This window comes from Flavobacterium sp. HSC-61S13 (assembly GCF_024171535.1).
In the GTDB taxonomy this organism is placed as follows: domain Bacteria; phylum Bacteroidota; class Bacteroidia; order Flavobacteriales; family Flavobacteriaceae; genus Flavobacterium.
The window spans coordinates 1-13753 of the sequence record NZ_JALJZV010000004.1; the positions used below are offsets into that span (position 1 = coordinate 1).

General features: G+C 39.9%; 9 protein-coding genes. 7 read left to right on the forward strand and 2 right to left on the reverse strand.

All coding sequences use genetic code 11. From position 1 onward, the window contains the following. Positions 1 to 547 precede the first annotated feature (547 nt). The gene (locus L1275_RS04915; protein WP_253470418.1) at positions 548 to 1336 is read right to left on the reverse strand and encodes an alpha/beta fold hydrolase; all 789 of its coding nucleotides are present in this window, start codon (positions 1334 to 1336) and stop codon (positions 548 to 550) included. Between the two features lie 219 nt (positions 1337 to 1555). On the opposite strand from L1275_RS04915, the gene L1275_RS04920 reads away from it, so the two are divergent. Continuing rightward, complete coding sequence (locus L1275_RS04920; protein ID WP_253470420.1) at positions 1556 to 3118, forward strand: NAD(P)/FAD-dependent oxidoreductase; 1563 nt, start codon at positions 1556 to 1558, stop codon at positions 3116 to 3118. Positions 3119 to 3187: 69 nt separating this feature from the next. Here the strand turns inward: L1275_RS04920 and L1275_RS04925 are convergent, their stop codons facing one another. Further along, a complete protein-coding gene (locus tag L1275_RS04925) occupies positions 3188 to 4477 on the reverse strand; it encodes an aminopeptidase P family protein (RefSeq protein ID WP_253470422.1) in 1290 nt (429 codons plus the stop codon). A gap of 235 nt (positions 4478 to 4712) precedes the next feature. Here L1275_RS04925 and L1275_RS04930 point away from each other — a divergent pair, with 235 nt between their 5' ends. The 6 genes from L1275_RS04930 to metH all read left to right on the forward strand — a co-directional run bounded on the left by L1275_RS04930 (position 4713) and on the right by metH (position 13680). Beyond that, positions 4713 to 5567: a ChaN family lipoprotein gene (locus tag L1275_RS04930; protein ID WP_253470424.1), complete on the forward strand. Its 855-nt coding sequence runs from the start codon at positions 4713 to 4715 to the stop codon at positions 5565 to 5567. Between the two features lie 181 nt (positions 5568 to 5748). Further along, entirely contained in the window at positions 5749 to 6561 is an 813-nt protein-coding gene (locus tag L1275_RS04935) for a succinate dehydrogenase cytochrome b subunit (protein WP_253470426.1), read from the forward strand. Positions 6562 to 6578: 17 nt separating this feature from the next. Further along, positions 6579 to 8579, forward strand: a complete 2001-nt coding sequence (locus L1275_RS04940; protein WP_253470428.1) for a fumarate reductase/succinate dehydrogenase flavoprotein subunit — start codon at positions 6579 to 6581, stop codon at positions 8577 to 8579. A 52-nt stretch (positions 8580 to 8631) separates the two neighbouring features. After that, positions 8632 to 9375: a succinate dehydrogenase/fumarate reductase iron-sulfur subunit gene (locus L1275_RS04945; protein WP_253470430.1), complete on the forward strand. Its 744-nt coding sequence runs from the start codon at positions 8632 to 8634 to the stop codon at positions 9373 to 9375. Positions 9376 to 9879: 504 nt separating this feature from the next. Beyond that, positions 9880 to 10908 carry a homocysteine S-methyltransferase family protein gene (locus L1275_RS04950; RefSeq protein ID WP_253470432.1) on the forward strand — a complete coding sequence of 343 codons (1029 nt, stop codon included), beginning with the start codon at positions 9880 to 9882 and terminating at the stop codon, positions 10906 to 10908. A gap of 99 nt (positions 10909 to 11007) precedes the next feature. Continuing rightward, on the forward strand, positions 11008 to 13680 hold the full coding sequence (gene metH, locus L1275_RS04955) for a methionine synthase (protein ID WP_253470434.1): 2673 nt from the start codon (positions 11008 to 11010) through the stop codon (positions 13678 to 13680). Positions 13681 to 13753 lie beyond the last annotated feature (73 nt).

Here is a 13753-nt window from a genome sequence, read left to right on the forward strand (position 1 = left end):
GATACGCTGATACGCTGATACGCTGATACGCTGATACGCTGATACGCTGATACGCTGATACGCTGATACGCTGATACGCTGATACGCTGATACGCGCATGGGCATATAGGCTTAAAATTAGATATGTTGTAAGGCTGTTCCGTTTTTACGTGATAAAGCGAATTCGCATATCTGCGCATGGGCATATAGGCTTAAGTAGGTAGGTTGCAAGGCTGTTCCGTTTTTACGTGATAAAGCGAATTCGCATATCTGCGCATGGGCATATAGGCTTAAAATTAGATATGTTGCAAGGCTGTTCCGTTTTTACGTGATAAAACGAATTCACACATCTGCGCATGGGCATATAGGCTTAAGTAGGTAGGTTGCAAGGCTGATCTGTTTTTACGTGATAAAGCGAATTCGCGTATCTGCGCATGGGCATATAGACTTTTAAGAGCATTATGTTTTGTAAGTACTCCACCGATCACTGATTACTGATCACTGATTACTGATCACACAGATTACTGATCACACAGATTACGAATCACGAAAAACGAATCACGAAAAACTATTTTAGCTTAAAAAACTTTCCTAGAACATCAAGTAATTCTGTTTCGTTTTCAATGTGTACCATATGTCCGCCTGAAGTGCTGACTAGTTGAACGGGGCTTCCTTCAATTTGATCGAGGGCTTCTTCATACGGGATCACCGTATCGTTTTTTCCTAGGATTAATAAAATTGGATAGGGAGCAAAATGAAAGATGACTTCACGATCTGGGCGGATTTTCATGCCTTCCAGTGCGGCAATCATACCTTGTTTGGAGGTTTTTAAAGCTTCGGATTTCGCTAGCTCAATTGCTTTTGGGAATTGTTTTTGTGCAGCTTCTCCAAAAAGATTTGAAATAGACATGGTAACAAAAATAGAACTGTTCTTCTTAACTAACTCCATGGCGCGATCGCGATTGATTTGACGTTCCTCGCTGTCGGCGCGTGAGGTAGAAGCTACTAACGCTAAACTGCGTACGCTATCGGGATAAAGTTCGGCAAAAGCCAGTGCAACATAACCACCCATCGAATGTCCTATTAAAGTGACCTTACGAAGTTTTAGTTCGGAAATAATAGCGTATACAGCATCAGCCATGTCCTCCATGTTGTGTACATAACCCGTGCAACCTGTCTCTCCATGTCCAAGTAAATCAATGGCAATAACGCGATACTTGGATTCAAAGTAATTCATACAAGCATCCCACATAGACGAGTTTTCCAAAAAGCCATGTAAAAACACCAACGCATTGCCTTTACCGCTCTCCTTAAAAGAGAGGGTGGTGTTTTTGTGAATAATTTGTTTTGTTATCATCGAGTGTAGCCGTTAACTGCAAAAGTACAATTTATAAAAAAGTAACGAGTCATCAATAAATATTTTATTTTGGCGTCTCCTTCGGATCGGGCTGTACGTTTAATCTTTTGTTGCGCAAGCTACACAAAAGGATAACACTACCATCCCTGACGCAATAGCCTACTATTATTTCGTTTGACGTAAAAAAAACTTACTTTTGCAGTCAATTATTCCTTTAGAATGGCTCAAAATATCAGTTTACGAATTTCTCCTGCGGAAGCGGCAGATGAAAATATACTTAAAGCGAGGATAGCACAGGCTGTTAAAGCGCCAATAAGTAAGATCAATGCCTATCAAATCATTAGAAGATCCTTGGATGCGCGTTCGAGAAATATTGTGATGCAATTGCAGATCAATGTTTTTGTTGACGAAGTATTTAAAGATGCTTTTGAGTTTTTTCCGAATCTGCAAAATGTAAGTAATGCTCAGCCAGTTTATATTGCTGGAGCAGGGCCAGCGGGATTATTTGCTGCCTTGGAATTGATTGAGTTGGGGTTAAAACCGATTATTATTGAGCGAGGAAAAGATGTACAAAGCCGTAGACGTGATTTAGCGGCTATGAATAAAGAGGGTATTGTTAATCCTGAATCCAATTATTGTTTTGGTGAAGGAGGTGCGGGAACGTACTCGGACGGAAAACTCTATACGCGATCTACCAAGCGGGGTAATATCATAAAAAGTTTACAGTGGTTTCATTATTTTGGAGCATCAGAAGATATTTTACAAGAAGCGCATCCGCATATAGGTACTAATAAATTGCCGGCGATCATTGCCAATATGCGTAAGGGAATTGAAGAATGTGGAGGTGAAGTATTATTCGATACCAAATTGACTGATATTCAAGTGGAGGGCGATCAACTTAAGGGGATTACGCTTAACGATGAAATCAAAATTAAAACGAATCATTTGATCTTGGCAACGGGGCATTCTGCTCGCGATATTTTTCGAATGTTGGATGCTAAGAAAATTTATATAGAAGCCAAGCCTTTTGCATTGGGTGTTCGGATTGAACATCCGCAAGCGTTAATAGATCAAACGCAGTACCATTGTGGAATTGGCGAAGCTAGAAATCCTTTATTGCCAGCGGCATCATATTCTTTAGTAAGTCAGGAAGCTGGTCGCGGTGTTTTTTCTTTCTGTATGTGTCCGGGTGGGATTATCGCTCCGGCCAGTACGGATGAAGGGGAATTAGTAGTTAACGGTTGGTCTCCGTCAAAACGCGATGGGCTTTATGCTAATTCTGGTATGGTGGTGACGGTTGATGAAAAAGATTTTGCTCAATACGGTTTTACGGGGCCTTTGGCGGCAATGGAATTTCAACAACTAATTGAACGCAGAGCATGGTCTGCGGGTGGTGGTAAATTAAAAGCGCCAGCACAAAGAATGACTGACTTTGTCGGTGGAAAAATGTCTGCTTCATTACCGGATTGTTCTTACCTACCAGGGATCACATCTAATTTATTAGATCAAGTGTTGACTAAAGAAGTACGTGTTGCTTTGCAACAAGGATTTGTTTCATTTGGAAATAAGATGCGTGGGTATTATACAGAAGAGGCGGTAGTTGTGGCAACGGAAAGTAGAACTTCATCGCCAGTGCGTATTCCTAGAGATGAGACTACGCTAGAACATGTTCAAATCAAAGGATTGTTTCCTTGTGCAGAAGGTGCTGGTTATGCAGGTGGTATTATATCTGCCGCTATGGACGGTGTCAAAGTGGCTCAAGCGGTTTTTAGAAAACAGTAACAAGAAAATAGTGATAAGAAAACAGTAGCCGCTGAACAGTTCAATTTCTGTTCAGCGGTTACTGTTTTACTAATTCATCAAATCCTCAATTTCATCCGCTAAAATTGGGATGTTTTTCATAAGGTTGATCGGTTCTCCTTGTTGTTGTATTACAACGTTGTCTTCAATTCGAATTCCAAAACCTTCTTCTGGGATGTAAATACCGGGTTCAACGGTAAAAACCATATTGGCTTCCATCGGGAGGTGTAGTAATCCGTAATCGTGTGTGTCTAGACCCATGTGGTGTGAGGTTCCGTGCATAAAATATTTTTTGTAAGCGGGCCAGGCTGGATCTTCATTTTGTATATCGGCTTTATCGATTAGACCGAGACCTAATAGTTCTGAAGTCATAATCTTACCTACTTCTTCGTGATAGGATCTCCATAGAGTACCTGGGGCCAACATTTTTGTAGCTTCATTTTTTACGCGTAATACCGCATCATAAACTTGGCGTTGACGTTTGCTGTAGCGACCATTAACGGGTATCGTTCTCGATAGATCACTGGAGTAATTGGCGTATTCTGCAGCCGTGTCAAACAAGATGATGTCGCCTGATAAGCATTGCTGATTGTTTTCAATATAATGCAGTACATTGCTGTTGTTTCCTGCTGCGATAATCGGGGTATAGGCAAATCCTTTGGAGCGATTTCTTATAAATTCGTGTATTAATTCTGCTTCGATTTCGTATTCCCAAACTCCGGGTTTTACAAAATTCAAAATGCGTCGAAAACCTTTTTCGGTAATGTCGCAGGCCTGTTGAATTAATGCAATTTCCTCGGGTTCTTTGATCGAGCGAATCTTTTGAAGTATCGGATTGCTTTTTGCAACGCGGTGAGCGGGATAGGTTTCTTTCCACCATTTGATAAAACGATCTTCGCGTGTTTGTGTTTCTACAGCAGAACGATAGTGCTCGTTGGTGTTGATATACATGGTTTCGGCATAAGCCATTAATTCCTTTAGAACCTTTTGGAAGTCATCAAGCCAATATACCGTTTTGATACCGGATACTTCAAAGGCTTGTTCTTTGGTTAATTTGGCGCCTTCCCAAACAGCGATGTGCTCGTTGGTTTCGCGTACAAAGAGAATTTCTCGTTGACTCTCGAAGGGAGCATCTGGAAACAAAACTAAAACCGACTCCTCTTGATCAACACCACTCAGATAAAAAATATCACGGTGCTGGGCAAAGGGTAAAGTGCTGTCGGCGCTTACAGGATATATATCGTTGGAATTGAATACGGCTATGCTGTTTGGGGACATAGCTGCTGTGAATTTTTTTCTATTCTTAATAAATAAATTACTGTCTATCTGTTTATATTTCATAATTTTGATGTTTAATTCCTACATGGTTTTTCAAAGTTACAGACTTTTCTTTTAATACGCTTTTAAACCGATGTGAAATCTAGTTGTAATCGGTGGATTTGGAGCTTTTAAGGCGAGTTGACTGAAGGTATCGATGGTGGCTGAAGAATCGTTATAAATATCAATAATAGATTAAAATCTTTATTATAGGGCTATTGCGAGCTAAGGAATATTGAAAAACACAAAATAACTATTCATGAAACAGTATATCATTGCCCTCATTATATTTATAAGTCCGATATTGGTTCAGGCTCAAAATCCGCTACCATATGTCTTATATACCAAGGATGGAAAGCAAACGAACTTTAACAAACTGATTAAAGATGCTTCTAAAAAAGACGTGGTACTTTTTGGTGAATTTCACGATAATTCTATAGTGCATTGGTTGCAATTAAAACTGGCTCAGGCATTGGTAGAAAAACAAGCTGTTGTGTTTGGCGCTGAAATGTTTGAGGCGGACAATCAATCGGGATTGGATAAATATTTAGCTGGTGAGGTCGATCAAAAAGGAATGGATTCCCTGGTGCGTTTATGGAATAATTATAAAACAGATTATAAGCCATTGGTCGATTTGGCGAAGAATAAAAACCTGGATTTTTTTGCTACAAATGTGCCGAGAAGGTATGCGAGTAAGGTATTTAAAGAGGGGGTTGAATCCTTGGATTTGTTGAGCGATCAGGAAAAAGTTTGGATGGCACCTTTGCCATTTCCATATGATAAAAATTTGCCGGGTTATCTTAAAATGATGAAAATGTTTGAGGATCATGCAAATGATAATTTGCCCAAGGCACAAGCGATAAAAGATGCTACTATGGCATATTTTATAAAAAAGAATCACGTGCCTAATACGTTGTTTTTGCATTTTAACGGCAGTTATCACAGCGATAATTACGAGGGTATCAATTGGTATTTGAATATTTATAGTCCTGATTTAAAGGTGTTAACGATTTCAACGGTATCTCAACAAGATCTTTCTAAGTTGGAAAAAGAACATTTTGATAAAGCGGATTATATTATTGTTACAGATATGGATATGACTAAAACATTTTAGTTTTTTTTAAATATTTGTTAACATTTTGGCTTTTTTAGTAGTGTAATTTTTTTTTTCCTTTAAAACAAAGGGGTTTCAGCTTGTTTATACCGAATATAAATAAATACGCTCCTTTGTTAGTGTGTGGATTTAACTGTATTTTTGTTTTGATTTTTTTCACGAAAACTATTAAAATTACACTATGGCAAAATCTGCACTTTTAAAGTCGTCAATCGGTAAGAAATACTGGATGGCTCTTACGGGTTTATTTTTATGCGTGTTTTTGGTAGGTCACTTAGCAGGTAACCTTCAGTTGATCTTCGGTACTCAGTTGCAGTTCAACGAGTATGCCTTGTTCATGACTTCCAATCCAGCGGTAAAAATTCTTTCTTACGTAACGTACATTTCAATCTTATTCCACGCAATTGATGGAATTTTATTGACAATCCAAAACAAAAAAGCACGACCAATCGGTTATGCCAAGAACAATGCTGCTTCAAACAGCGCTTGGCAGTCGAGAAACATGGCGGTTTTGGGGACGTTAATCTTGGTATTCATTGCCACTCACATGATGAATTTTTGGGCGAAGATGCATTTTGAAGAAATGCCTTTGCACACAACGACTATTGAGGTACAACCGGGTATGGCTCAAGATTTTTATGTGACCACTCAAGGAGGATATTTGCCTAAAGATGGAGTAGAAATTAAAAATAAAACTGATTTTTATGATCCGACTGCTAAAGTTAAAATAGCACAAGGGTACAAAGATTTGCATACCATAACTGTTGCCTTTTTTAAAGATGCAAAATACGGTTTGGCATTTACTGCTTTTTATGTGTTTTCAATGTTGGTTTTAGCCTTCCACTTAATGCATGGATTTAAAAGTGCTTTCCAGTCTCTAGGGGCTAATAATCCTAGATATAATGGTTTGATTTCAGCTACAGGTATAGGGTTCTCTATTATCGTGCCTTTGCTATTTGCTATCATTCCAATTTACATTCATTTTATTAAGTAGTCATAAAACAATTGATTATGAAATTAGATTCAAAGATTCCCAATGGACCTATCGATAAGAAATGGTCAGAATATAAAGATCACATCAGTTTAGTAAACCCTGCAAACAAACGTAATATCGATGTCATTATCGTGGGTACAGGTTTAGCTGGAGGTTCTGCTGCTGCGACATTAGCTGAGTTAGGATATAACGTTAAAGCTTTTTGTTATCAAGATTCTCCAAGACGTGCGCACTCGATTGCGGCTCAAGGAGGTATCAATGCTTCGAAAAACTATCAAGGTGATGGGGATTCGGTTCATAGATTGTTCTACGATACCGTAAAAGGTGGAGATTATAGAGCTCGTGAGGCAAACGTTCACCGTTTAGCTGAAGTATCAGAAAACATCATTGACCAATGTGTAGCTCAAGGAGTTCCTTTTGCACGTGATTATGGTGGACTTTTAGACAACCGTTCTTTTGGTGGTGTACAGGTTTCTCGTACTTTTTATGCTAAAGGACAAACTGGACAACAATTGCTTTTAGGAGCTTATTCTGCTATGAACCGTCAAATCGGTCGTGGTAAAATAAAAATGTACAACCGTCACGAAATGTTAGATATCGTGGTTGTTGACGGTAAAGCAAGAGGAATTATCGCTCGTAACTTAATCAGTGGTAAAATCGAACGTCATTCTGCTCACGCAGTAGTTATCGCTACTGGTGGTTATGGAAACGTATTCTTTTTGTCTACCAATGCAATGGGTTCTAATGCTACAGCAGCTTGGAAAGCGCACAAAAGAGGTGCTTACTTTGCAAACCCTTGTTATACGCAAATTCACCCTACATGTATCCCGGTTACAGGAGATCACCAATCAAAATTAACTTTGATGTCGGAATCGCTTCGTAATGATGGACGTATTTGGGTGCCAAAGAAAAAAGAAGATGCCTTGGCAATTAGAGAAGGGAAATTAAAACCGACTCAAATTGCTGAAGCAGATAGAGATTATTATTTAGAAAGAAGATATCCTTCTTTCGGTAACTTAGTGCCTCGTGATGTGGCATCTCGTGCTGCTAAAGAGCGTTGTGATGCAGGTTATGGTGTTAATGCTACTGGAGAAGCTGTTTATTTGGATTTCGCTTCTGCAATCGAACGTTACGGGAAAGAGCAAGCGAGAATCCAGCATTTAGATGAAAACGATGCCAAATTGGTTTACAAATTGGGTCGTGATCTAGTGGAGAATAAATATGGAAACCTTTTCCAAATGTATGAGAAAATCGTTGACGAGGATCCATATGTTACACCGATGATGATTTATCCAGCAGTTCACTACACTATGGGTGGAATCTGGGTGGATTATAACTTGATGACAACCATTGAAGGATGTTACTGTATCGGAGAAGCAAACTTCTCAGATCACGGAGCAAACCGTTTGGGGGCATCGGCATTAATGCAAGGTTTGGGTGATGGATATTTCGTATTGCCTTACACGATCGGAGATTATTTATCTCAGGATATTCGTACAGGTGAAATTCCTACAGACCTTCCAGAATTTAACGAAGCAGAGAAAAACGTTACCGATATGATTGATCACTTGATGAATAATAAAGGAACGCATTCTGTAGATTATTTCCATAAGAAATTAGGGAAAATCATGTGGGATAAGGTAGGTATGGCTCGTAATGCTAATGGGTTGACCGAAGCGATGAGCGAGATTGCTGTTTTAAGAGAAGAATTTTACAAAGATGTTAGAGTATCGGGTAGTGCAGACAGCTTTAACCAAGAATTGGAAAAAGCATTAAGAGTAGCCGATTTCTTAGAACTAGGAGAATTGTTTGCTAAAGATGCCTTGCATAGAGAAGAATCTTGTGGTGGACACTTCCGTGAGGAACACCAAACTGAGGATGGTGAAGCGAAACGTGACGATGAGAACTTCGCATACGTAGCTGCTTGGGAATACAAAGGCAATCCAAGTGAATCAGTGCTTCATAAAGAAGACTTGGTTTATGAAAACATTAAATTGGTAACTCGTAGTTATAAATAATATTGAGTATTAGATCTCTTTTAGATCAGTATTCACTGTAAAAATTCGATATATGAATCTTACTTTAAAAATATGGCGTCAGAAAAACGCCCAAGATAAGGGTCAGATGGTTGATTATAAAATCAGCGGAATTGAACCTGATATGTCTTTCTTGGAAATGTTGGATGTTTTAAACAACCAATTAGTAGAGAAAGGCGACGATGCTGTAGCATTTGATCACGATTGTCGTGAAGGAATCTGCGGTATGTGTTCGTTGTTTATCAACGGAGAAGCTCATGGACCAGACCGTGGTATCACCACTTGTCAGTTGCACATGAGAAAGTTTAAAGATGGTGACACGATTTACATCGAGCCGTTTAGAGCGAAAGCATTTCCAGTAATCAAAGATTTAGTTGTTGATAGAACTTCTTTCGATAGAATTCAACATGCAGGTGGATTTATTTCTGTAAATACTTCGGGTAATACGCAAGATGCCAACAACATTCCTATTCCTAAACACGATGCAGACCGCGCTTTTGATGCAGCTACTTGTATCGGTTGTGGGGCTTGTGTGGCTACTTGTAAAAACTCTTCAGCAATGTTGTTCGTTTCTGCAAAAGTATCTCAATTCGCTTTGTTACCCCAAGGACGTATTGAAGCTACAGAACGTGTGTTGAACATGGTAGAGCAAATGGATCATGAAGGTTTTGGTAACTGTACCAATACGGGAGCTTGTGAAGTAGAATGTCCAAAAGGAATTTCTTTGGAAAACATCGCTCGTATGAATAGAGAATATTTAAAAGCTAGTTTTAAATAAGCAACCTATATTATTTTAAAAAACCGGCTATCTCAAACTGTAGATAGCCGGTTTTTTGTTTAAAGATGTTGGTGTTTAAACGGTTCTTAATTTGGTTCCGGTTACACATTTCACGTGGAATGTGATGTAGTATTCTATCAAATACAGATCTAGATGTTGGAATTTACTTTTTTTTTTATACATTTGAAGCTTCTAATAAGAATAATGACAAACACTAGATTAAATATGGCAATGATGATGATGTGGAGAAATTCCGCAGAGGTCGCTATTGCTTAAAATCTAACGAAGATATAAAGTTAAAGCCTCTGAAATTCAGGGGCTTTTTTTTTGAGTAAAAATATGAGAACAATTACTTTAAACAGCGGTATGATGATGATGCACATGATGATGTGCCTCCGAATTGTTGTATCCAAAAGTTGACGAGTAGTTAGAAAAACCACTTTAGTTTAAGCCCCTTTGGATCTTCCAAAGGGGCTTTTTTTATTAAAATTAATGCATGTTAGTATGGGAAATGAACGTTTAAATCGTTATGAACAATTGTATAAAGCTTTAGAATCGCGCATTTTGATTTTGGATGGAGCCATGGGAACCATGATTCAAAAGCATCACTTCTCGGAAGTGGATTATCGCGGAGATCGCTTTCGCGAGTTTGAATACCCACTTCAGGGAAATAATGATTTGTTGTCGTTGACACAACCGGAAGCTGTTTTGCACATCCATCAGCAATATCTGGAAGTGGGAGCTGACATTATTGAAACCAATACCTTTTCGAGTACCACTATCGGAATGGCGGATTACCACATGGAAGACTTGGTATATGAGTTAAACTTCGAATCGGCTAGAATTGCCCGTACAGCAGCAGATCAATATACTGCAAAAACACCGTTAAAACCGCGCTTTGTGGCGGGAGCTATAGGTCCAACAAATCGAACGGCGAGTATGTCGCCAGATGTGAATGATCCGGGATATCGCGCCGTAAGCTTTGATGATCTGCGGCTGGCTTATAAACAGCAGGCAGATGGACTTTTAGACGGGGGCTGCGACATTTTTCTTGTCGAAACCATCTTTGACACCTTGAATGCTAAAGCGGCTTTATTTGCTTTAGAAGAGGTTAAAGAGGAACGCGGGGTTGATGTCCCTATTATGGTCAGCGGTACCATTACCGATGCTTCGGGTAGAACGCTTTCGGGTCAAACAGTGGAAGCTTTTTTGATCTCGATTTCACATATTCCCCTGTTGAGTATCGGATTGAATTGCGCTTTGGGTGCCGATCAGCTAAATCCTTATTTAAAAACTTTGGCTAGAAATACACCTTTGGCAATTTCAGCCTATCCCAATGCTGGTTTGCCGAATGCCTTTGGTCAGTATGACGAAACTCCAGAAGAAATGGAAGCTCTGGTACGGGCGTATTTTGAAGACGGTTTGGTCAATATCGTTGGAGGTTGCTGCGGAACTACTCCCGATCACATTCGCCTCATTGCAGAAACGGCACTACAATTTAAACCGAGGAAATTAACGCTTTCGCTTTTGTAAAAAAAACCACACAAGTATGGCTAGGCTGTTTTGGAGATCAACACAGTTCCAAGATGATGAAGCGGATGTGTAATCCTAATGTGAAAATATAAGCTACAAATGAATACAACAGATAAATATTTAAAATTATCGGGACTAGAGCCCTTAATTGTAACACCGGAAACCTTGTTTGTCAATGTCGGTGAGCGAACCAACGTGACGGGGTCTAAGCGGTTTCTGCGACTGATACAGCAAGAAAAGTACGAGGAGGCCTTAGAGGTAGCCCGGGCACAGGTTGATGGAGGTGCTCAGATCATCGATATCAATATGGATGAGGGTATGTTAGACGGAGTGTATGCGATGACGAAATTTTTAAATCTAATTGCTTCCGAACCCGATATTTCAAGAGTGCCTATTATGATTGATAGTTCTAAATGGGAAATCATTGAAGCGGGTTTAAAAGTGGTGCAAGGAAAAAGTATCGTGAACTCCATTAGTTTAAAAGAGGGAGAAGCGGCCTTTAGGCAGCATGCCAAATTGATTCGTAGATATGGTGCGGCTGTAGTGGTGATGGCTTTTGATGAAGACGGTCAGGCAGATACTTACCAACGCCGCATCGAAATCTGTGAACGTTCGTACAATATATTGGTTGACGAAGTGGGGTTTGCGGCAGAGGATATCATCTTTGATCCCAATATCTTTCCAGTGGCTACGGGTATGGAGGAGCATCGGAGAAATGCCTTAGATTTTTTTGAGGCCACAAAATGGATACGCAAAAATTTGCCTTATGTCAATGTTTCGGGCGGAATAAGCAATGTGTCGTTTTCTTTTAGAGGAAATAATTATGTCCGTGAGGCGATGCATGCAGCTTTTTTATATCATGGTATTCAACACGGTTTGTCGATGGGGATCGTCAATCCGGAGATGTTGATGGTATACGACGAGATTCCCAAAGATTTATTGGAGCGCGTAGAAGATGTATTGTTGGATCGAAGGGATGATGCTACCGAGCGCTTGTTGAATTTTGCCGATCAATATCAAAACGAATCAAGTGCGCATCAGGAAGCACCAAAAGAATGGAGGAATGAAAGTTTGCAAAACCGTATTACTCATGCCTTGGTAAAGGGGATCGATGAGTTTATTGAATTAGATGTGGAAGAGGCGCGTTTGTTAGCGGAAAAACCCATTCAAGTCATTGAGGGCAATTTGATGGAGGGCATGAGTGTTGTGGGCGACTTATTTGGAGCGGGGAAAATGTTTTTGCCGCAAGTGGTGAAATCGGCTCGAGTGATGAAAAAAGCCGTGGCATATCTGTTGCCGTTTATCGATAAAGCCAAGGACGGGAGCTCCAATTCTTCGGGTAAGATATTGATGGCTACGGTCAAGGGAGATGTTCACGATATTGGAAAAAATATCGTAGCGGTGGTATTGGCTTGTAATAATTTTGAGATCATTGATTTAGGGGTCATGGTCAGCCCTGAGCGAATTATTCAAACCGCTATTGAACAAAAAGTGGATGTAATTGGCTTAAGCGGATTGATCACGCCATCTTTAGATGAAATGGTTTATTTGGCCAAAGAACTCGATCGTTTAAAGATTGATATTCCGTTGATGATTGGTGGAGCCACTACGTCTAGAGCACACACCGCAGTCAAAATTGCGCCTGAATACTCTTTTTCGGTAGTGCATGTGAATGATGCCTCGCGGGCGGTTGGCGTAGCGGGTAATTTAGTCAGTAAAAAACAGGATTATGCCTCGGAAATTAGACGGGAATATGCCGATTTGCGTACGGGATATTTAAACCGCGCTCGCGAAAAGGACTTTTTGAGTATAGCGGATGCGCGTAAAAACAAATTACAGTTGGATTGGACTATAGATACACCGGTTAAACCAGCTTTTTTAGGAGTACAAAATATCGATGTAAACATCTCCGATCTAACGGAATATATCGACTGGTCTCCCTTTTTTAGATCCTGGGATTTGCACGGTAAATATCCGGAAATTCTAACGGATACGGTCGTTGGTGAGCAAGCTCAAATTTTGTGGGATGATGCCCAACAGATGTTGGAGGAGATTCAAAGAAACCAAAGCCTAAACGGAAAAGGCGTATACGGAATCTTTGCTGCTAATCAGGTTAATGACGATGATATCGAAGTCTATGATCAAGAGGGAAATGTGCTGGATACCTTACTTTTTTTACGCCAACAGCTTCAAAAATCCAAAGGCAAGCCCAATGTGTCCTTAGCGGATTTTGTGGCTCCAAAGAGCAGTGGAATCTCGGACTATATCGGTTTGTTCTGTGTGACTACTGGATTTGGTGTTGATGAAATAGCCAAACAATATGAAGCGCAATTGGACGATTATTCCTCGATTATGATTAAGGCGTTGGCCGATCGATTTGCCGAAGCATTTGCCGAGTATTTACACGCTAAGATCAGAAAGGAGATCTGGGCTTATGACCGAATCGAGAACTGGACCAATGAGCAATTAATTCAAGAGAAATATCAGGGAATTCGTCCTGCTCCGGGTTATCCGGCATGTCCGGATCACTTAGAAAAAGAAACGATATGGAAATTGTTAGATGTCGAAAATAGGACGGGGGTAGTTTTAACGGAGAACCTTGCCATGTGGCCGGCTTCATCGGTTTCGGGCTACTATTTTGCTCATCCTCAAAGCCGATATATCGGTTTGGGTAAAATCAAAACGGATCAGGTAAAGGATTATGCGCAACGTAGAAATTGTACGTTGGAGTATGCTGAAAAATGGTTAGCTCCTAATTTGACAGAATTATAAATAACAACTTAGAGATGCCGATATCAATTACTTAATTCAGTTAAGTTGTTTGAAGTGAGGTGTTTATATAAAG